Source organism: Bradyrhizobium sp. JR3.5, from assembly GCF_054057015.1.
Genome location: NZ_JBSRYV010000002.1, coordinates 2320012 through 2339786, shown reverse-complemented (window position 1 = coordinate 2339786; position 19775 = coordinate 2320012). Strand labels below are relative to the sequence as shown.

Annotated in this window: 16 protein-coding genes, 1 tRNA gene and 1 pseudogene; 12 read left to right on the top strand and 6 right to left on the bottom strand. The window is 65.0% G+C overall.

The annotated features are described in order from the left end of the window. Positions 1–122: 122 nt before the first annotated feature. From ACVWW1_RS28095 to ACVWW1_RS28085, 3 genes are read left to right on the top strand one after another with little or no spacing between them, the layout of a single operon-like run. Positions 123–1130 (top strand): 2-dehydropantoate 2-reductase, encoded by a 1008-nt coding sequence (locus tag ACVWW1_RS28095; protein ID WP_456658160.1) that lies wholly within the window; start codon positions 123–125, stop codon positions 1128–1130. Between the two features lie 56 nt (positions 1131–1186). After that, the gene (locus tag ACVWW1_RS28090) at positions 1187–1396 is read left to right on the top strand and encodes a hypothetical protein (protein ID WP_456658159.1); all 210 of its coding nucleotides are present in this window, start codon (positions 1187–1189) and stop codon (positions 1394–1396) included. Between the two features lie 22 nt (positions 1397–1418). Continuing rightward, complete coding sequence (locus ACVWW1_RS28085) at positions 1419–1841, top strand: CAP domain-containing protein (protein ID WP_456658158.1); 423 nt, start codon at positions 1419–1421, stop codon at positions 1839–1841. Here the strand turns inward: ACVWW1_RS28085 and ACVWW1_RS28080 are convergent. The 3 genes from ACVWW1_RS28080 to ACVWW1_RS28070 all read right to left on the bottom strand — a co-directional run bounded on the left by ACVWW1_RS28080 (position 1831) and on the right by ACVWW1_RS28070 (position 4657). Then, on the bottom strand, positions 1831–2499 hold the full coding sequence (locus ACVWW1_RS28080) for a hypothetical protein (protein ID WP_456660691.1): 669 nt from the start codon (positions 2497–2499) through the stop codon (positions 1831–1833). The two genes, ACVWW1_RS28085 and ACVWW1_RS28080, sit on opposite strands and share 11 nt — an antisense overlap. A gap of 215 nt (positions 2500–2714) precedes the next feature. After that, on the bottom strand, positions 2715–3785 hold the full coding sequence (locus ACVWW1_RS28075; protein WP_456658157.1) for a helix-turn-helix transcriptional regulator: 1071 nt from the start codon (positions 3783–3785) through the stop codon (positions 2715–2717). Between the two features lie 221 nt (positions 3786–4006). Further along, positions 4007–4657, bottom strand: a complete 651-nt coding sequence (locus tag ACVWW1_RS28070; protein ID WP_456658156.1) for a TetR/AcrR family transcriptional regulator — start codon at positions 4655–4657, stop codon at positions 4007–4009. Positions 4658–4742: 85 nt separating this feature from the next. Here ACVWW1_RS28070 and ACVWW1_RS28065 point away from each other — a divergent pair, with 85 nt between their 5' ends. From ACVWW1_RS28065 to ACVWW1_RS28045, 5 genes and pseudogenes are all read left to right on the top strand, one after another. Then, positions 4743–6248: a flavin-containing monooxygenase gene (locus ACVWW1_RS28065; RefSeq protein ID WP_456658155.1), complete on the top strand. Its 1506-nt coding sequence runs from the start codon at positions 4743–4745 to the stop codon at positions 6246–6248. A 120-nt stretch (positions 6249–6368) separates the two neighbouring features. Continuing rightward, a tRNA-Arg gene (locus ACVWW1_RS28060) sits at positions 6369–6445 on the top strand. Positions 6446–6624: 179 nt separating this feature from the next. Continuing rightward, the gene (locus ACVWW1_RS28055; RefSeq protein ID WP_456658154.1) at positions 6625–8019 is read left to right on the top strand and encodes a UbiA family prenyltransferase; all 1395 of its coding nucleotides are present in this window, start codon (positions 6625–6627) and stop codon (positions 8017–8019) included. A 2-nt stretch (positions 8020–8021) separates the two neighbouring features. Next, a pseudogene (locus tag ACVWW1_RS28050) lies at positions 8022–8450 on the top strand (FAD-binding protein); the annotation flags it as partial. 957 nt (positions 8451–9407) lie between these two features. After that, entirely contained in the window at positions 9408–10154 is a 747-nt protein-coding gene (locus tag ACVWW1_RS28045; protein WP_456660690.1) for an SDR family oxidoreductase, read from the top strand. Here ACVWW1_RS28045 and ACVWW1_RS28040 read toward each other — a convergent pair. After that, positions 10135–11388, bottom strand: a complete 1254-nt coding sequence (locus tag ACVWW1_RS28040; protein WP_456658153.1) for a glycosyltransferase family 87 protein — start codon at positions 11386–11388, stop codon at positions 10135–10137. The two genes, ACVWW1_RS28045 and ACVWW1_RS28040, sit on opposite strands and share 20 nt — an antisense overlap. A 298-nt stretch (positions 11389–11686) precedes the next feature. Between ACVWW1_RS28040 and ACVWW1_RS28035 the strand changes: the two genes are divergently transcribed. Then, positions 11687–12460, top strand: a complete 774-nt coding sequence (locus ACVWW1_RS28035) for a tetratricopeptide repeat protein (RefSeq protein WP_456658152.1) — start codon at positions 11687–11689, stop codon at positions 12458–12460. A 218-nt stretch (positions 12461–12678) separates the two neighbouring features. Here the strand turns inward: ACVWW1_RS28035 and ACVWW1_RS28030 are convergent, their stop codons facing one another. Continuing rightward, entirely contained in the window at positions 12679–13392 is a 714-nt protein-coding gene (locus ACVWW1_RS28030; protein ID WP_456658151.1) for a hypothetical protein, read from the bottom strand. Between the two features lie 321 nt (positions 13393–13713). On the opposite strand from ACVWW1_RS28030, the gene ACVWW1_RS28025 reads away from it, so the two are divergent. The 3 genes from ACVWW1_RS28025 (at position 13714) to ACVWW1_RS28015 (ending at position 18025) form a co-directional block, all read left to right on the top strand. After that, entirely contained in the window at positions 13714–15258 is a 1545-nt protein-coding gene (locus ACVWW1_RS28025; protein WP_456658150.1) for an aspartate ammonia-lyase, read from the top strand. A gap of 199 nt (positions 15259–15457) precedes the next feature. Next, positions 15458–16546, top strand: coding sequence for an FAD-dependent oxidoreductase (locus tag ACVWW1_RS28020; protein WP_456658149.1), 1089 nt, complete (start codon positions 15458–15460; stop codon positions 16544–16546). 9 nt (positions 16547–16555) lie between these two features. Beyond that, complete coding sequence (locus ACVWW1_RS28015; protein ID WP_456658148.1) at positions 16556–18025, top strand: FAD-binding oxidoreductase; 1470 nt, start codon at positions 16556–16558, stop codon at positions 18023–18025. A 15-nt stretch (positions 18026–18040) separates the two neighbouring features. Here ACVWW1_RS28015 and ACVWW1_RS28010 read toward each other — a convergent pair whose 3' ends face one another. After that, entirely contained in the window at positions 18041–19306 is a 1266-nt protein-coding gene (locus tag ACVWW1_RS28010; protein ID WP_456658147.1) for a di-heme-cytochrome C peroxidase, read from the bottom strand. Positions 19307–19775 lie beyond the last annotated feature (469 nt).

Here is a 19775-nt window from a genome sequence, read left to right as displayed (position 1 = left end):
AGCCGGAAACATAGCTTCGGGCCATGACGGTTACAAGGCGGGCCACCCGGGCGGCGGCGCGTGGAAATAGGCAGGCAACCCCAGGTCTGCTATCGAGCCCTGATGAACGGACGTTTAGCCAGATGAACGCGGACCGGCCGATCGGCATCGCGGGCGCCGGAAGCATCGGGTGCTTCGTCGGCGGCATGCTGGCTGCGTCCGGCCGCCGCGTCGCGCTGCTGGCGCGGCCGCGGTTGATCCAGGAGATCGCAGGCAACGGCTTGCGGGTCAGCAGTTTCGACGGCTCGGAGCGGGCGGTATCCGCGGACCGGTTCATTCTGTCCGACGATCCGTCGATCCTGCACGACGTCCAGACGGTGCTGGTGACGGTGAAGAGCGCCGATACAGCCGAGATCGCCGAACTGATCGCACGCCACGCAGCTGCCGATGCCGCGGTGATCAGCCTGCAGAATGGCGTCGGCAATGTGCCGCTGCTGCGCGACCGCCTGCCGGGTCGCAAGGTGCTCGGCGGGATGGTGCCGTTCAATGTGGTGGCGCTCGGCGACGGCCGCTTCCATCGCTCGACCTCGGGCGACATCGTGATCGCGCAGGACGATGCCGGCACCGCCGCGCGGCTCTCGGTGCCGGGTCTTGCGATGAAGGGCACCGGCAACATCGACGGCGTGCAGTGGGGCAAGCTGATCGTCAATCTCAACAACGCGCTCAACGCGCTGTCCAACATTCCGCTGCGGCAGCAGCTCGCACAGCGCGGCTGGCGACGACTGTTCGCCGACCAGATGGCCGAGGGTTTGGCCGCGATTCGCGCCGAAGGGATTGTGCCGGTGTCGCCGACGCCGCTGCCTTCGAGCTGGATGCCCGCATTGTTGCGGCTGCCGGACGCGCTGTTCGACATGCTGCTCGGCCGTACCATGAAGATCGATCTCGAAGCGCGCTCCTCGATGTGGGAGGATCTGCAGCGTGGCCGGCGTACTGAGATCGACTATCTGCAGGGCGTGATTACCGCGATCGCGGATCGCCGCGGCCTGGAGGCTCCGTTGTCGCGCCGCGTCATCGCGCTGATCCGCAAGGCGGAGGCCGACGGCAAGGGCTCGCCGGGGCTGACACCGGAGCAGATTCGCAATGGCCGCTGACCGTGAGCGCCGACGATCGTCTGGCATAGCATTCGGATAACCGAGGAGGTGACATCATGAAACGATGCTGCATCATGCTGCTCACGCTTGTTGCGCTTGGCACCGGCCCGGTGCGCGCGGCGCCGCCGACCGTGACGCCTTCGCCGGGCTATGATGCGCGTTTGCAGGAGCAGCGCGCAGCGGCTGCGGCATCGAGCCGATCGGCTGGGTGGCCTGCGCGCAAGCCGGTCACGCATCGCCACCACAAGCGCAGTCGCGCGCACTGAGCCATTGCAGAGAAGACCTCAAATGAAGCTGCCGTTCCTCGCGCTCACCTTCGTGCTCGGCATCACGACGGCCGCCGACGCCGCCGACTATGCCGGTTCGATCAGTGCCTACCGGCACGCCAATCATATGCCCGCGGTGAAGCTCGACGCGAAGCTGAATGCGATGGCGCTGAAGCAGGCGCAGGCGATGTCGGCAACCGGATCGGTCAGCCACTCCGCGGGCGGCAGCTTCTTCACCCGCATCGCGCCGCTGAAGAAGCAGCGCGCCGCAGAAAATATCGGCGCCGGCTTCATCGCCTTCGCCGAGATGCTGAAGCAGTGGGAGAACTCGGCGGGACATCGCGAGAATCTCTTGATGCCAGGCGCGAAGCGCGTGGGTGTTGCCTTCGTCGACAATCCGAAGTCGCCGTACCGCAGGTTCTGGGCGATGGTGATTACCGACTGACGTCGGTTCGCTTCGCAACCTTGGTCGGCGGCGGCGATGCCGGCGTGAACAGTTTCTTCAGGCCGTCCAATCCTTCGGAAAGCCGCGGCCATTCGCAGGAGAACGTGCCCTTCACGCAACTCGCTGCCTGCGGCCGTACCTTGGGAAGAGGGGTAGCAGCAACCCGCGGCTTGACCGGCCGTGCGACCGGGGCCGGGACTTTCGCCGGCTCGCTGTGCACTGGCTCGCTCTGCAGTGACGCCTGCTGAAGCTGCGGCGGCCGCACCTGCTGCTTGTCCTGCCGCTCGAGCTGCTTGGCATTGAACGCCGCGACGATGCTCGAGCGGCGCTCCTTCTCGAGATAGCCGGTATATTCCTGGTCGATCTTCCTCTGCTCGTCCGGCGTCGGATTGGGGCCGGCGATGTCGAAGCTGCGATCCTGCATGAAGTCGTAGTAGGTGTAGCCGCCGCCGGGCTTGCGGCGTCCGGCAAACTTGGCATTGCAGTCGGCGAGTTGCGCGGTCTTGTCTTCCCTGGACTTCGCCTTCTCGGCGACGTCGGCGCAATCCTCAAAATCCTTCGGCGCGCCGCGCCACCATTGCGCGTGCGCGCTCAACGGCGCCAGCGCCAACGCGGCGACAAAAGCGGCAACAGCCAACGTCGATGATCGTGACGGCATCACGGACATTGCAACCAAATCCGAACGACACAGAGTGAGCAGATTGTCGCCATTTTAGTGACGCTTGTCACCTGGAACCGGACGATTTCCCTGACCATTTAAGTCGCAGATCAGCCATTTGGCCTGATCGAGTAATCGCTGTACGCAATTGCAATGTATCAAGAATTCTTAGCGTAACGGCGCGGCGGTAATTGGAACAATTCGCCTCGAATAGTTCATTTCACTCTATGCAGCAATGCGACGAGTTCCGCCTGCCGATGTGTGCCGGTCTTCTGGAAAATCGTCTTGAGCTGATTGCGCGCGGTGGCAAGGGCAATGCCGGCCTCCCGTGCGGCCGCCTCGATCGAATCGCCGCGCGCAAGTCGCGTGGCGAGGCGCGCCTGGGCCGGCGTCAGCTCGAATGCCGCCGCCAGCAGCGCCTGATCGAATGCGGCGTTGCCCTCGAGATCGCGGATCAACAGGATCGCGCGCGCGCCCAGGAACGGTGAGCGTGCGGCGGGAGGCACCGGCTGCATCTGGATCACGATTGGCCGCTTGTCGATCCTGCGCACCACGATCGGCGATGTCGGGAGCGGGTGCAGGTCCGAACTGTGGGCCAGCAGATCGATCAGCCTGGTCAGATCGGCATTGGCCTGCCGGTCGAGCAAGGTGAGGCGGTTGTTCCGGATCGCAAGTTCATGGCCGAGGCAGGCTTCCGCCTGGCCGTTCATGCCGATGACGGCGCCGAAGCGGCCGACGGCAATCGCCGCGACCTGAATCAGGTCGAGCGCGCTGGTGATGCCCGAAATTGCGGAGCGGCCGACGACGGCAGAGAGCGTCGCGGCTTCGGTGAGCCGCGCCGACACGCGCGAGAGTGCCTTGACCTCGTCGGCGTCGAACATGCCTTCCTTCGGCGAGCGCTGGATCGTCAATCCCCACAACGCAGGGCCGGAGCGGAAGCCGATAGCGGCAAACCATTTCAGTCCGAACTCGCCGAGCGACGTGTAGAGGGGGTCGCGCAGCATCTCGGTTTCGCCGCCGAACAGGTCGGCGTCGGTGATGACGTTGGTGCCGGCGAGCATCAGCGGCACGCCGCGCGCTGCGCGAATGTCGGTGAGATGAAGATTCTGCGGGAAGTAGGTCTTGGTGAAATAGTCGGTGATCGATTGCGTGCGCGGAATGTCTTCGGTGCGGATATCGCTCTGAAGCATCGCCGCCCCGGTCGCGCCGACGGCCCCGCAGACCTCGTCCATGAAGGACGGCCAGGTCGCGGGATCGAGAACCACGTCGCCAAGGCGCGCGGTCACGTCGTCCAGCCTGTGCACGTCGACCAAAGGCTCAGCTCCGCCTGATGCAGATTTTTGTTGTTTCACAGGACGAAACAGGTCGGACCTGTTTCGCCCGCTACCGTGCATAAGAAGGCCCGCACCGCCAAATATGCAAGTTAAATCAGCGGCGCGCCCGAGGGCCGGGCCCGCAAACCCCGACGAAACATGATCGAAAATCGGCGAGCGGCGCGAGCCCGCCGCTACAGCAAATGCAGATCCCGGCGGCGATCGGCCTCGGCCAGCGCCACGCGGCAGAAGCTGGCGGCGATCGCGACGACGTCCTCGACGGCTTGCGGATATTGCTTCGAGACCCAGCGCAGGGCGATCGAGATGACCGCACCGACCATGCCGATCGAGAGCAGCGTGGCAGCGGCGGCCTTGTCGCCGTGTCTGGGATCAAGCGTCGGCGGCACCAGGATATCGCTGAAGACGCGCAGGGCGTCGAGCTTGACGGCATCGACCGCCGGACTGATGCCGGAAATCTCCAGCAGGAAGACCCGCGCGGGCTTCGGGTGCTCCTTCAAACGGGTGAAATACAGCGTCAGCGCGGCGCGCAGCCTCATCTCGGCATCGCCGCCGGCGGCCGCCGCGGCGGCCGTCATTTCCTCGTGGAGGTGGCCGACGACATGGTTGTAGGCGGCGATCAGCAGGGCTTCGCTGTTGGAAAAGGATTCGTAGAAATAGCGTTCGGTGAGCTCGGCCGCCTCGCAGATCGCCTTCACGGTGGCGCCGCGATAGCCGACCTCGCCATAGACCTCGATCGCCGCATCGATCAGCTTCAGCCGCCGCTCGGCGCGGCGTTCCTCGGCGTCCATACCGCCATAGAGGCGGGCTTTCCGGCTGCTTGCCATGAAAAGTGTATTGACACGCGCCATTGTCAGATGTCAAGTTATCTGACAATACGGATTGTCAATTGTGCCGCGGGAGGGTCAGGGCATGTCTGCTCATTTCGACGTGTTGATCGTGGGTGCCGGGCTGTCGGGCATCGGTGCCGGCTATCATCTGCAGACCAACTGTCCGGATCGCAGCTACGCCATTCTCGAAGGCCGCGATTGCATCGGCGGGACCTGGGACCTGTTTCGCTATCCCGGCATCCGCTCCGACTCCGACATGTACACGCTCGGCTATTCGTTCCGGCCCTGGACCGAGCCGAAGGCGATCGCCGACGGCCCGTCGATCCTCAATTATGTGCGCGAGACCGCGCGCATGTACGGCATCGACAAGAACATCCGCTTCAACCACCGCGTCGTGCGCGCCGACTGGTCATCGGCCGACTCGCAATGGACGGTCGAAGTCGAGCGCGGGCCGGAGAAGACGATCGAGCGTCTCACCTGCACCTTCCTGTTCATGTGCAGCGGCTACTACAAATATGAGCACGGCTACACGCCTGACTTCCCCGGCATCGCCGATTTCGCCGGCCGCGTCGTCCATCCGCAGAAGTGGACCGATGACATCGACTATGCCGGCAAGAAGGTGGTGGTGATCGGCAGCGGCGCGACCGCGGTGACGCTGGTGCCGGAAATGGCCAAGACCGCCGCGCATGTCACGATGCTGCAGCGTTCGCCGACCTATGTCGTGGCGCGGCCGGATGAGGACAAGGTCGCCAACTGGCTGCGGGCGCGGCTGCCGGCAAAACTCGCTTACGGCCTCACGCGCTGGAAGAACGTGCTGTTCGGCATGTATTTCTACCGGCTCTGCAAGCGCGATCCGGAGCGCGTGAAGAAGCTGATCCTCGGCGGCGTGCGCCATGCGCTCGGCCCCGATTACGACGTCGCCACCCATTTCACGCCGAGCTACAATCCGTGGGACCAGCGGCTTTGCCTGGTGCCGAACGGCGATCTCTTTCAGTCGCTGCGCAGCGGCGGATCGTCTGTCGTGACCGACCAGATCGAGACCTTCACGCCCGGCGGCATCAAGCTCAAGAGCGGCAATGTGCTCGAGGCCGATGTCGTGGTGACCGCGACCGGCCTCGATCTGCAGGTGCTCGGCGGGCTCGAGATCAAGGTCGACGGCGCGCCGATCGATCTGTCGAAGACCATGAACTACAAGGGGCTGATGTATTCGGGCGTGCCGAACCTTGCCGCGGCGTTCGGTTACACCAACGCGTCCTGGACGCTGAAATGCGACCTGACCTGCGAATATGTCTGCCGCATCCTCAACCACATGAAGGCGAACGGCTACGCGCAAGTGACGCCGCGGCGGAACGATCCGACCGTGACCGAGCTGCCCTGGGTGGATTTCTCCTCGGGCTATATCCAGCGCGCCGCCGCCAGGTTCCCCAAACAGGGCTCGCGCCGGCCGTGGCGGCTCTACCAGAACTATGCGCTCGATATCATGACGCTGCGTTTCGGCTCGCTGAAGGATGAGGCGATCGAGTTTCTGCCGGCGCGCCGGGCCAGCGCGCCGAATGCTGCTGCGAACCCGGCCCGGCAAGTGGCGTAAAAGCGCTACGCCGAACTCAACGTAACTTCGCACGCGCCCGATGGGACGCGGGCTGGCGATCATTCGGCACCTCTGCTATGGGATGGCGACGCACCGCATGCTTCGGCTAGCGGGCGGTGCGGTCCCGTAGCTCAGCCGGATAGAGCGACGGTTTCCTAAACCGTAGGTCGGAAGTTCGAGTCTTCCCGGGATCGCCATTTTCCGCCTGGCTGCGCCCAATGCGCGCCATGGGCGCACCCTTCACCTCTCATCGAAGCCCCAACGGTGTTTGCGCAACGGGCTCGCGCACGGTCTGCCGGGCGTCAGCCGCCTCAGTTCACCCCAAATTAGGGAAAGCCCGGGACAATGGGGAGGGGGCCACCGGAAGACCGCGCGCATGCGAGCCAGCGTTCCAGAACGGGTTGGAGAGGGCGGCAACGACGCCGTTCGCGATCCGCTGCGTTCGAAGGGCCGGCCGCTCGTTGTCGATGTCGACGGGGTGATGGTTCCGGGAAGCTCCTTCCCGGCGGATATCGCTTCCGGGATCACAAGCCGCTTTCGCGCCGTCACCACGGCGATTGCCACCGCCTTGGGACTCGCAGCACGTATTGCTGATGCATCGGGCTTCGATCCATCCCGCGCGCGGTTCGACCACGACGTCGTGACCTTCCTTTTGCAGGTGCTGGGCGAAGGCCGCCCCGTCTATCTCTGTTCGGAAATCCATCCCGAGCCGTTCGTCAGCGCGGTTGCCCAGCATCTCGGCGTCTTCACGGCCTGGGCCGCTACACCGGACGGCCGTTCGCCGGCTTCGCGGAGCGACGACCTGCCGCCCGTGCTCCGGCAGGGCTTCGACTACATCGGCGGCGAAGCAGTCGCGCTGCCCGGCTTTTCGTCGCGCGTGGCGCGCCACGGTCGATCCGCCCCGGCCGGTGTGCGCAGCTGGCTGAAGCTGCTTCGGGTGCATCAATATGCGAAGAATGCGCTCGTGCTGGTGCCGCTGCTGACCGCGCATAAATTTGAACCGGCGTCAGCGGCGACGTCGCTGCTTGCGGTGATCGCATTCTCGCTCTGTGCGTCGGGTGCCTACATCCTGAACGACATTCTCGATATCAACGCCGACCGCGCGCATCCGGCCAAGCGCAACCGTCCGATCGCAAGCGGCGCCATCCCGGCGCCGCAAGCTGCCGGTGCGATGGCCCTCGCGCTGGCCGCCGCGTTCGCGATCGCACTGTGCATATCGGTCGAATTCAGCGGCGTCCTGCTCGGCTATTTCGTGCTGACCACATCCTATTCATTACGGCTCAAGCGCATCGCGATCGTCGACGTCGTCGTGCTGGCGACGCTTTACACCGTCCGGGTGATCGGCGGCGCGGTCGCGATCAGCGTGCCGATGTCGGAATGGCTGCTCGCGTTCTCGCTGTTCATCTTCATGTCGCTGGCGCTGGTGAAGCGCCATATCGAGCTCGCCAGCCAGCCGGACGCCGCGGTGCTGGCGGCGCGCGGCTACCGGATCGAAGACAAGTCGATGGTCGCGATCCTCGCCGCGGCGTCGGGCTTCAACGCCGTCGTGATCTTCACGCTCTACATCTCGTCCGATACGGTTCGCGCGCTCTACAGCCATCCGCAGCTGCTCTGGGTCTGCTGTCCGATCTTGATGTACTGGATCGGCCGCGTGATGCTGTTCGCGCAGCGCGGATTGATCGATGATGATCCCGTGATGTTCGCGCTGCGCGATCGCGCCAGCTGGGCCGCGCTTGGCGCGATCGGCGTCATCATGCTCGCCGCCATCTAGCGATGCCGACCGTAGCATTGCCAGGACGTGCAAGCGTGATCTCCGATCCGGGCGAGATTCGTCTCTCCGGCTGGGGCAACTATCCGAAGGCATCGACCAAACTGCTGGAGCCACCGACGCCCGCGGCCGCGCGGGATGCTCTGCTCGGACGCTCCGGCGTCGTCGCGCGCGGAGCGGGCCGCGCCTATGGCGATGCGGCGATCGGCACGCAAGCCACGATTTCATCGCGCGGCCTGAGCCGGATGCGGAGCTTCGATACCGCGACCGCCCAGTTGACGGTCGAAGCCGGCGTGACGATCGCCGACATCCTTGCCGCGTTCGAGCCGCGGGGCTTCTTCCTGAGAGTCGTGCCCGGCACGAAATTCGTGACGGTCGGAGGTGCGATCGCAGCCGACGTTCATGGCAAGAACCACCATCGCGACGGCGGCTTCGGCAACATCGTCGATTCATTCCGCCTTGCGCTGCCCGGCGGTGAGATCGTTTCCTGCTCAAGGTCGGAAAACGCCGCGCTGTTCGCGGCGACGCTGGGCGGCATGGGCCTGACCGGCATGATCCTCGAGGCGACACTGCGGCTGCTCCCGATCGAGACGGCCTGGCTGCGGCAAGACACCCGCGTCGCCGGCAATCTCGACGCAGCGATCGATCAGTTGGAAGGCAACGCGTCCTCCACCTATTCGGTGGCCTGGATCGACTGCCTTGCGCGCGGCGCGGCGCTCGGACGGTCGCTGGTCTATTCGGCCGAGCACGCCACCCGCCGCGACATCGATAGGTTGGGGCCCGACCTCGCGCCGTTCCCCAGCCCTCGCACCCGGCTTCTGTCGGTGCCGGAGTTGTTTCCTGGATGGCTGCTCAATGGCACGTCGATGCGTGTATTCAACGAGCTGTATTTCCGCCGCGGCGCTGCACATCAGGGCAAGCAGCGGCTCGTCCACTGGGATCCCCATTTCTTTCCGCTCGATGCGATCTCCGACTGGAACAGGATCTACGGCCGGCGCGGTTTCGTGCAGTATCAATGCGTGATCCCGCTCGAGCGCGCCCGCCGCGTGCTTGCCGACATCCTGGATCGGGTGTCCCGGCGCGGCGATGCGTCGTTTCTTGCGGTGCTCAAGCAGCTCGGCGATGGCGGCGGGCCGATGTCGTTTCCGCTTCGCGGCTACACCCTGACGATGGACTTTCCCATCAGCGACACGCTGTTCGCGTTTCTTGATCAGCTCGACGCGCTGGTGGTCGATGCCGGCGGTCGGCTCTACCTCGCCAAGGACGCGCGGCAATCGCGCGCGACATTCGAATCCGGATATCCCGGCCTTGCGGCCCTGCGGGGACATCCGCCAGCAGACTGGGGCGAACACGCGCCTCGCGTCGCATCTTTCAGCACGGCTTGGAATTTGATGACCGGCACAAAATCAATTCTGGTGATTGGCGGCAGCTCGGACATCGGGCACGCGACGGCGCTGCGTTATGCAAAGGAGGGGTGGCGCGTGACGCTCGCCGCCCGCGATCTCGCAGCCGCGCAGCGCAACGCCGACGATATCGGGACGCGAAGCGGCGTCGACACGACGGTTCAGTCGCTCGACGTGCTGCAGACCGGGCAGCTTGCCGGCTTCGTTGCCGGGCTTTCCGTGCTTCCGGACACCGTCGTGTGCGTTGTCGGAGAACTCGGCGATCAGCTGCGTGCCCAAACCGATCCCGAGCTTGCGACGACGATCATGCGTACCAATTTCGAGGCACCGAGCCTGTTGCTCGAACAGTTCGCGCAAGCCTTCGAGGCGCGCGGCTCGGGAACCATCGTCGGGGTCAGCTCGGTCGCGGGCGATCGCGGGCGGGCGTCGAACTACTACTACGGCGCGGCCAAGGCCGGCTTCACGCAATTTCTGTCCGGCCTGCGCAATCGCCTGGCGCTCGCGGGCACGGTCCGCGTCGTCACCGTCAAGCCCGGATTCGTGCGCACGAAGATGACGGCGCATATGAAGCTGCCGGCGCCCCTGACCGTGCAGCCGGATCGGGTCGCGGAGGATATTTACCGCGCCAACGTGACGAGGCCGCGGGACGTGATCTATGTGGCCAGGCGATTTTGGCTCGTGATGGCGATCATCTGCGCGCTGCCGGAGACGATCTTCAAGCGGATGCGCATCTGACGCTGGCCTCGTTGATTGCTTCCGCTCTTGAGCTGCGTAGCAGCACAATTCCGACAATGAGCGCGATCAGCGGAACGATTGCGAAGCCGCCGATCGAGAGCGTGCCGAGCGCCTGTTCGCCGTTGTGGGAGGACGCCATCTGGGTCGCTTGCAGGTAGCCAAACGCCCCGATCGGGATCGGCAAGGCGTAAATGATGCCTCGTTCCCACTCGCGCGCGCTCGCCAGAAGCGCCGGCAACAGCAGCGCCAGGCCGACGCTGAAGATCAGAAAGTCGTAGTCGTAGGCGTAGGGGCTGATGCAGACCGACACGATCACGACGAGGCCGAGGCGTTCGCGCGCCGGTATCGCCCGGAAGGCGGCGATGAGAACGACGGCAAGCGCCAGGACCGCGACGGCGCCCTGGGCGACGAATGCTGCCGACGCGGACGTCCCTGCCGTTCGCGACGCGGCATAGATCGAGATCATGCGATGCATCGGGTAATTTCCTTGCTCCAGGAACACCGACGACTCGCGCACGCTCTGCAGGAACGCGCGCCAGATCTCCACGCCGAAAGCCGCCGTACAGATCGCTGAGCTGACCAGCACGACGGCGGCGGCCGTCATCACGACGATCCAGGAACGCCGCAGGATGGCGTAGACCGCGAACGCGATGGCGAGATGCGGCTTGATGATCATCAGGCCGAGGGAAGCCCCGGCGAGGATCGGCCGCTCTTCAAAGAACAGGCAGACCATTCCGATCAGCGCGGCCGTCAGCAGGCCGTTCTGCCCGCAGGCCAGTGTGATCCCGATGGTCGGAAAGAAGACGATGAGCACGAGCACAAAGTTCTCGCCTGCGAGACGGCGCAGCACGGCAAGGTAAAGCGTCAGCGTCGAGGCGGCGAACAGCGAATAGGCAATCCCGACCGGGATCAGCGCGAACGGCGCCAGCAGCAGGCTGAACTGCGGCGGATAGGTCCACGACATGAAACCATCGTGCCCGCCCGATGCCTCCCTCTGGATGACGATGAGCTTCGCGAACTGGTAGGCCTGATCCACGGTGCCCAGCCACACCAGCTTTGCGGTGATGTAGAAGGCGGCAAAATCGACGAGCTCGCGGCCATGCCCGAGCCCGACTTGAGCGAGCCACACCGCCTTGAAGACGATGGCGATGACCAGGAGCGCGAGGATTCCACGGATGTAGGCGGTCCGTTTCGACGTGGTCGACCGAATAGCTTCGAGGGTAGTTGCGAACATCAAGCCGGGCCCTGTTTCGGCAGTTCAGGCTAGGCCGAATAGGTTAAGCAGTCGAAAAATCGGGTGGGAGAGCGTAGTTCGGCGCCTGTCGCCCGATAGCCGCCGGGACGCATCACATCGGCCCGTGGGGGCGTTGCCGGAACCGGGCGGTATCTTGGTGCCCGGCAGCGACTTTCGCTGGAGCTCTGTCGGCGGCAGTGATAACGGCTGGGAAAACCATCTCATGACGGGCCGCATGCCGAAACCTCCGCCTCCTTCCCATCGCGGGCCCAGCCCACCCCCGGCTCTGCAACGCGCCATGGTCGCGTTGCAGATGGGGCAAGTCGTCGAAGCCGAGCGGCTGGCGGCGGAGGTGTTGAAGGCAAACCGGACCGATGTCGGCGCGGCCTCGATCCTGGCACGGGCGCTGATGGCCCAGAGGCGCAACGAGGAGGCGATCGCGCCGCTCGAGCGCGCCACGCGCCGCGTCGAGGATCCCGGCCTCGAAACCCTGCTCAGCGCGGCGCTCGGCGGCGCCGGTCGCCGCAGCGAGGCGATCGATCTGTTGCGGCGAACCACCGCGCGGCGGCCGCCGTTCCTTCCCGCATTTCAGGAGTTGGCAGGGCAATTGGCCGCGGCCGGCCGCTTTGACGAGGCGGTTGCCGTCATCGATAGCGCGCTTGCTCTCGCGCCCGCGAGCCTCGAATTGCAGCTCCTGCTCGCGCAGATCCTGCCCCATCGCAATGAGCGCGGCCGCGCGCGGGAGATTCTGGAGAAGCTGCGCACCGTGGCGCCGGGGCATCCCGATATCCTGGCCGCGCTCGCGCGCGTGCTGCTACTCGATGGTGAATACGCGGCTGCGGCGGATCTCTACCGTCAGGTGCTGGCGCAGCGCCCCGACGATCCCCTGACGCGGACCAGCTTCTCCGCCTGTCTTCTGGAGATGGGCGACCGCGCCGCCGGCGAAGCCAATCTGCGTCTGGCGTTGCGCGGCCGGCCGCAAATGATAGGCCGCACGACGTCCGCGCTGGCCATGGCATCGCACGGCCGCTTCTTCTTCCGTCCGAGCGCGGTTGCGAAATTTCTAAGCTAGGCAAAGCTCGGGCAAATCATGTCGCGAGAACACGGATTGTCCCGGCCGTGCGAGTGTCGTCCCTGCGCAAGCAGGGACCCATAACCACGAATGGTCATTGTTAAGCACTGCCGGAACGACGAGCCCCTTCACCACATCCGCTGCGGCGTATGGGTCCCTGCTTGCGCAGGGACCACGAATGGAGGAAGCCGCGCCGAACGCCGTCTCTTGCGCCCGATCTACGTGCGAAACTGGCGGCGATAGAGTCCAGGCTCGCGGGCCATCCTGTTGGACAGTTCCTGTGCGCGCGACGTTTCATCCGGTGTCATCGCCGCGGTCTGGGCGACCCAGTTTTCGCGCTTCACCGGGAAGCATTGCGCAACCGGCGTGCCCTTGGGCAAGGTGCCGCTGAAATTGGTGTCGTGCCAGCGCGCCGGGAAATGAATCCAGCTGTCGTGAAACTGATCGCAATCGACCATGCCGGTCAGTGTGGTGAACGGCAGGTCGAACCGATTGGCCGGATGCGTGAAGAACAGCGAGTAGCCCGCCGGCGCCTCGATGGTCCACAGATTGACGAACTTGATGAGGAAGCGGTCCTGTTCGAACAGCGGCGAGCCGATCACCTGGCTTTCGTCGTGGAATCCGACCGGCGAGCGCGGGAATTCGAGCACGCCTCCGGACGGCAGGTCGTTGTCCCATGTGATCTCGCCATTCTCGATCTTGAGGTCGCAGACCAGCGGCATCAGGAAACCCGATGTCATCGCATCAACGAATGGCGGGCAGCGCTTGACGGTATCCTCCTCGCGATTGCTCATCGCATTGAAGGCCTGCGTCGGCATCGCCTTGAGCCATCCGGGAAGGCCCAATGACGCGGGCACCGGCGCTGGAATCTTACCCTCGAGTTCCGCTGGGCAGCGGAATTTGATGGCTAACGCTTCGTTGTTGTTGGACACGGTTTGGCCCTTGGTTCGTTCAGTGTCGGCAGCGCCCTTGCGCCAGTCGATGCTGATCTAGCACGCGATGACGGGGCGGAGAAAGCAGCCGCATCTCGTGCAGCGCGAGCCGCGGTGTAGATCTATAAGTTGTTGTTATCATGACGGATAAGGTAAGCCCTCAATTCCCCGTGCGGCGCGCATGCCGATCCCGTTTTGACGCGCCTTTTCGTTCGCCGGTGTGCAAGACTTTGCCGATAGGCATTGGCTTTCGATGCCTGTCGGGCGCATCATGGCTGGTGTCGCCGACGACGAGAATTGCAGCAGGTAACGGAGGGACTGATGGCCGAATCGAAGGTTGAGACCGCCAACACTGCAGGCGCCGCGCCACCCTCCGGCGACAGCGGCGGCGTCAGCGAACTCGCGATCGCGACCGTCCGCACCGTGCCGATCGGGCAGGCGCAGTCCCGCACCGAGCACGATCTGCTCGGCGAGGACGATGTGCCGGCCGATGCGCTGTGGGGCATCCACACCAAGCGCGCGGTGGTGAACTTTCCGATCACCGGCGTGCCGGTCGGCCATTTCCCGGAATTCGTCCGCGCGCTGGCGCTGGTGAAGCAGGCGGCCGCCCGCGCCAACAAGCGCCTGGGCTATCTCTCGCCGGAAAAGGCCGATGCGATCGACAAGGCCTGCACCCAGATCGCGACCGACAAGGTCTATGCCGAGTCCTTCGTCGTCGACGCGATCCAGGGCGGCGCCGGGACCTCGACCAACATGAACGCCAACGAGGTGATCGCCAACGTCGCGCTGCGGCTGATGGGCAAGATGCCCGGCGATTATCACACGCTGCATCCGAACGATGACGTCAACATGGCGCAGTCGACCAACGACGCCTATCCGACCGCGCTGCGGCTCGCGGTGATCTTTGCGACCCAGCCGCTGGTGCGTGCGCTCGATGACCTTGCCTATGCCTTCAAGGGCAAGGCGGTGGAGTTCGCCGATGTCCTGAAGATGGGCCGTACCCAGCTTCAGGATGCGGTGCCGATGACACTCGGCCAGGAATTCGACGCCTTCCACGCCACCGTGAAGGAGGACGTCGCCCGGCTGAACGAGATCTCCAGTCTGTTCCGCGAGGTCAATCTCGGCGCCACCGCGATCGGGACCGGCATCAATGCCGATCCACGCTATGCGGCGCTGGCGGTCGAGGAGCTGTCGCGGTTGTCGGGCCAGCCCATGGTGCTGGCTTCGAACCTGATCGAGGCAACCTCCGACCTCGGCGCTTTCGTGCTGTTCTCCGGCGTACTGAAACGCGTCGCGGTGAAGGTGTCGAAGATCTGCAACGACCTCCGCTTGCTGTCGTCGGGCCCGCGGACCGGCATCGGCGAGATCAGGCTGCCCGCGGTGCAGGCCGGCTCGTCGATCATGCCCGGCAAGGTCAACCCGGTGATTCCGGAGGTGGTCAACCAGGTCGCCTTCCTCGTGATCGGGCACGATCTCACGGTGACGATGTGCGCCGAGGGCGGCCAGCTCCAGCTCAACGCCTTCGAGCCGACCATCGGCTATTGCGTGCTGAGCTCGCTGCGCATGTTGACGGCGGCGATTGATACGCTGACCAAGCGCTGCGTCGACGGCATTGAGGCCGACCGCGAGCGTTGCCGCAGCCTGGTGCAGGGCTCGATCGGCCTGATCACGGCGCTGGCGCCGGCGCTCGGCTATGAGGCCTCATCGCGCGTGGCGCGCCGCGCGCTGAAGGAGAACCGCTCGGTCGCCGACATCGTGCTGGAGGAAAAGCTCCTGACCGAGGAGCAGCTCAACCAGCTGCTCGAGCTCGAAGCCATGACCCGCCCGGCGCGCCGTCAGCCCGTGCCCAAGTTGAAGGAAAGTTGAGAGCAGGCGTTACGGATCCCGCGCGACGAACATCCATTTTGACCCTTGCAGGACGGACCTGCCGGCCACATGCCGACGCGTCCGTGATGGCGCTTTTGTGAAGCCGGTCACACGTCCATCGGAGATGTATGATACGATGAACCAACTCTAGATAATTGATGTACCGCGCGCTCGCGGCACAGGGATTGCGAGGTTTGCCATGGCCACGCCGAACCTGCCGACGCCAGATTTCGCCTTCGATCCCAATCAGCCCGGCGCCTGCATTGCCGGCGTGCGGCCTTATCGCAACGGATCGTACCGGCTCGATGCCGAAACCATCTCGCAGAGCTTCATCGTGCACAATTACGGGCATGGCGGCGCCGGCATCACGCTGAGTTTTGGCTGCGCCGCGAAGGTCCGCGACATCGTCAGGGATCATCTGGCCGCAAGCCGTGGGGTTACCGAAGCCGCCGTGCTCGGCGCCGGCGTGATGGGTCTGACCGCCGCGACGTTGCTGCTCGATCTCGGGCTCAAGGTCACGGTCTATTCCGATCGCGCGCCGCTCGAGACCACCTCCGCCAAGGCCGGCGGCCAGTGGGCCGTCTCGGTGGTGGAATTCGCCGGCAAGGAGCGCGAGCTCACCGACATCATCAAGAGCGCCTATCGTGCGTTCAAGGATCGGATCGGGCAGGGGTTCGGCGTGTTCGAGCGGCCGAACTACACCGCGACGCGCGCGCACAATCTCGACATCGTGCTGCAACTCGCGCCCGGCCTGATCCCGCCGCGGCAGCCGCTGCAGCGCTTGCCGTTCGCGCACCACACCAAGCCCGGCTTCATCTACCAGACCCTGCTGATTGAGCCGCCGGTCCTGCTCGCCAGGCTGAAGGCTGACCTCGACCAGCGCGGCGTCAGCTTCGTGTCGAAGCGGTTCGTCAACCGGTCCGATATCCTGGCCAGCGTGCCGCAGCCGATCGTCGTCAACTGCACCGGGCTCGGATCGATGACGTTGTGGAGCGACACCAAAATGATGCCGATCAAGGGACAGCTTGCGCTGCTGCGGCCGCAGCCGGAGCTGCAATATCTCTACGGCCAGAACGGCTACCTGTTCCCGCGCAGCGACCACGTCGTGATCGGCGGCACCTTCGAGCCCGGCGTCAACAACGAGACCCCGGACAAGGCGGTGTGCCAGGGCCTCGTCGATCACATCGCCTCGCTGTTCGGCAAGGCACCGGCGAGGCCGCTGCCCGACATCCATATCCACAACCCCGTCCACGCGCCGATCGTCAACCCGGCAATTCCCGAGGTCTGAGGGTTCGCCATGGAACATCCGCTTCGCGTCGGCGAGTTCTTGCCATCCGATGCGCCGGTTGCCGCCGCCGACGCCGAGATCGCCGCGCCGCCGGCGGGGGCCGTGGCGCCGCTGCCGCCATTGCCGAACCTGCCGGCGGCCGACGTTCAGTTCCTGCGGCCGCAGGACGCGCACTATGCGGATTACCTGCCTGCCGCGAGCAAGCGCAAGCAATTGGCGCCGGCGCTGCGTGCGATCTGCAAGACCGAGCACGCGGTTGCCGTGATGGTCGACTGGGTGCGCAGCAACGGATTGAGCTTCGCCGTTCGCTGCGGAGGGCATTCCTATGAAGGCCTGTCGCAATCGTCCGGGGTTGCGATCGACGTGCGCGGATTGAAGCAGATTGTGGTCGACAAGGCCTCGAACCTCGTCACGGCAGGCTCCGGCGTATCGCTGTACGCGCTCTATTCCGCGTTGGCCGCCCAGGGCCTCGCACTGCAGGCAGGGAGTTGCCCAACCGTCGGCATCTCCGGCCACCTCACCGGCGGCGGCCACGGCCTGCTCGCGCGCTCGCATGGACTGACCTGCGACGGCCTGCTGCAGGCGAATGTCGTCGACGCCCAGGCGCGTGTGCTGCAGGCCAATGCGACATCGGAGCCGGACCTCTGGTGGGCCTGCCGCGGCGGCGGCGGTGGCAGCTTCGGCATCGCGACCGAGTTCAAGATCGAGGTGTTTCCCTTGAAGACGACGCGGGTGTTCGGTGTCTCCTGGAAACTGTCGCAGGCCCACGCCGCGCAATTGTTCGCCGCCTGGCAGGACTGGGCGCCGAATGCGCCGTCGAACATCACCTCGATCATGAAGGTCGGCCCGGCCGGCCACGGCCTGATCACGATGCGCTGCATTGGCCAGTCGGTCGGCAGCGAGAGCGAGCTGCGCAGCGAACTCCGGCGATTGACGGCGGTGCGGCCGCCGTCATCGGCGCTGTCGGTGCAATCGCTCGCCTTCCTCGATGCGGTCAAGCACTTTGCCGGACCGCTCGCCTATGAGTCGGTGCTGATGAAGGCGAAGTCGGACTATGTGCTGACGCCGCTCGCCTCCGACGGCATCGAAGCCATGATGGCGGCGGTCGCGCCGATCGTGCCGGGCGGCATCGTGCTGCTGTGCGATTCCTATGGCGGTCGGATCGCCGATGTTGCCGCCGAGGCCACCGCATTCCCGCGCCGCGCCGGCACGCAGTACTGTATCCAGTATTTCTCGAGCTGGAGCCGATCCGCCGACACCGCGGCGCATCTCGCTGACGTCGCAAGGGTCTATGCGGCGATGCGCCCTTTCATGCCGGGCGCGTCCTACGTCAATTATTGCGACCTCGACCTCGACGACTATGCTTCAGCCTATTGGGGCGACAACCTCGCCCGCCTGGTCGCGGCGAAGCAGCAATACGATCCCGATGATTCGTTTCACCACGCCCAAAGCGTGCCGCTCAGCGTCCCGACGGCATGAGGAGCAGGCCGAAGCTCAAAGCGTCTTGATGAACTCGATCAAGGCGCGGCGCTCGTCTTCCTTCAGCTCCGGCCCGATCACGCCGAGGCGCTTCTCGTTCGAGAATTCGTGCCCGGAATTGCTGTTGCCGCGCTTGCTGGTGTCGAGCACGAAGGCGTTCTTGATGTTGTCCTTCCAGACATGGCCGAGATCCTTGGGATCGTACTCCCGGTTGCCGAGGTAGAAGGTCGAGGGACGATCCTTCACCGGCGACAGCAGCGCGTAGATGGTCGGCACGGATCCGTTGTGCAGATAGGGCGGGGTCGCCCAGATGCCGTTGAGCGGCCGGACCTTGTAGGCCAGTGGCGCCTGGATCTCGTTCGGCCGGTAGCCGTTGATGCGCTTGCGGTCTTCGGGCGGAGTCTTGTTCTGGTCGTACCAGTAGTCGACGGTCTTCTCGACCAATTCGCCGAGCGCCGGTCCGAAACCACCGTCCTTGATCTTCAGATTGGCGGGCGTCTCGACGGTGCGGCTCGCAAGGCCTTCGGCCTGCGCGCTGTCGGTACCGATATGGCTGATCGGAATCATCTCGACGTCGAGCAGCGGCTGGCCGGCGTCGTTCTTGATCCAGCGCTTCTTGTCCTTGAACAGCGCAAAGGCTTCGCTCGCGGGCAGCGCCTTGCTGTCGATCGCCGGGCCGTGGCAACCTTGGCAATGCGTCTTGTAGAGTTCGCCGCCCTTCTTCGCGAGATCCATGTTGATCTGCCCCAGGATGCTCTCCGGCCATTTCGGTGACGCCAGGCCGCCAAAGCCCTTGTCCTCGCTGGGCGGCTCGCCGGCGATCATCCGCTCCATCTCGTGCAGCACGTCGATCCGCGCGCTCGATTTGAACAGGCCCCTGGACTCGTCGAGCAGATTGAGCTCGGCGCTGACGCCGAGCGCCTCGCCGGCATTGCGCACCATCGGCTGCATGATCGAGCCGTCATACTGCACCCAGCTGAACCAAGGCGCGTTCCAGATCCGCGGGAAATGCACCGGCGCCGAATGCGAGGCGTAGTTGTTCGGATTGTTTAGGTCGATCGAGAACACCTGGTTGCCGATCCGGTTGAGCGCGTCGAGCCGTGCATAGCCTTCCTCGACGCTGTTGGCGGCGACCTTGTTCTCCAATGAATTGATGTTGGCGTATTGCTTCAGCACGAGATCGAGCTGGCCGCGCAGCGCCATGCGCTCGTCGAGGCTGGCATCCTTGCCGAGGATCTCGTCGGCGAAGCGCGAGAAGCGGCCCGGCCAGAACCGCGTCAACAGCAGCGAGACGCCGACGCTCTTCTGGAATTTCGAACAAATTGGTGTTGGCGGGCCCGCCGTCGATCACGATCTCGGTACCGCGGTAGCTGAAGCTTCCGGTGTGGCAGGCGGAGCAGGTCAGCCCGACCCCGTTCATGTCGGCTTTGCTATGCGGGTTGCGCCAGGGCGCGCCGTTGGCGTCGGCCATCGGGCCGCTCGGCGCAAAGCCGATCGGCAGTGCATCGGGGCTACCCGGAATCACGGTGTCGGGAATAAAGCCGAAGCGGCCGAGATAATTGGTCTCGCTGAGCCGCGGTGCCGCTGTGAGCAGCGGCCAGACCGTCGGCTGCTCCAGCGCCATGAACCACTCAAGGGGAATGCCGAAAGTCCGAGTGCCCTGGTCGGCGTGATAGAACCAGCGCAGCCGTTCGGCGCTGACATTCTGATCCAGCCACACCGTCTTTGCCGGCGGCTGGTAGTCGACGAC

Coding starts and splice junctions, on each gene's coding strand:
- ACVWW1_RS28090 (WP_456658159.1), top strand. CDS start 1,187: ATGAAACGATGCTGCATCATGCTGCTCACGCTTGTTGCGCTTGGCACC.
- ACVWW1_RS28080 (WP_456660691.1), bottom strand. CDS start 2,499: ATGCCGTCACGATCATCGACGTTGGCTGTTGCCGCTTTTGTCGCCGCG.
- ACVWW1_RS28065 (WP_456658155.1), top strand. CDS start 4,743: ATGTCTGCTCATTTCGACGTGTTGATCGTGGGTGCCGGGCTGTCGGGC.
- ACVWW1_RS28020 (WP_456658149.1), top strand. CDS start 15,458: ATGGCCACGCCGAACCTGCCGACGCCAGATTTCGCCTTCGATCCCAAT.
- ACVWW1_RS28035 (WP_456658152.1), top strand. CDS start 11,687: ATGGTCGCGTTGCAGATGGGGCAAGTCGTCGAAGCCGAGCGGCTGGCG.
- ACVWW1_RS28095 (WP_456658160.1), top strand. CDS start 123: ATGAACGCGGACCGGCCGATCGGCATCGCGGGCGCCGGAAGCATCGGG.
- ACVWW1_RS28025 (WP_456658150.1), top strand. CDS start 13,714: ATGGCCGAATCGAAGGTTGAGACCGCCAACACTGCAGGCGCCGCGCCA.
- ACVWW1_RS28015 (WP_456658148.1), top strand. CDS start 16,556: ATGGAACATCCGCTTCGCGTCGGCGAGTTCTTGCCATCCGATGCGCCG.
- ACVWW1_RS28045 (WP_456660690.1), top strand. CDS start 9,408: ATGACCGGCACAAAATCAATTCTGGTGATTGGCGGCAGCTCGGACATC.
- ACVWW1_RS28040 (WP_456658153.1), bottom strand. CDS start 11,388: ATGTTCGCAACTACCCTCGAAGCTATTCGGTCGACCACGTCGAAACGG.
- ACVWW1_RS28055 (WP_456658154.1), top strand. CDS start 6,625: ATGCGAGCCAGCGTTCCAGAACGGGTTGGAGAGGGCGGCAACGACGCC.
- ACVWW1_RS28085 (WP_456658158.1), top strand. CDS start 1,419: ATGAAGCTGCCGTTCCTCGCGCTCACCTTCGTGCTCGGCATCACGACG.
- ACVWW1_RS28070 (WP_456658156.1), bottom strand. CDS start 4,657: ATGGCAAGCAGCCGGAAAGCCCGCCTCTATGGCGGTATGGACGCCGAG.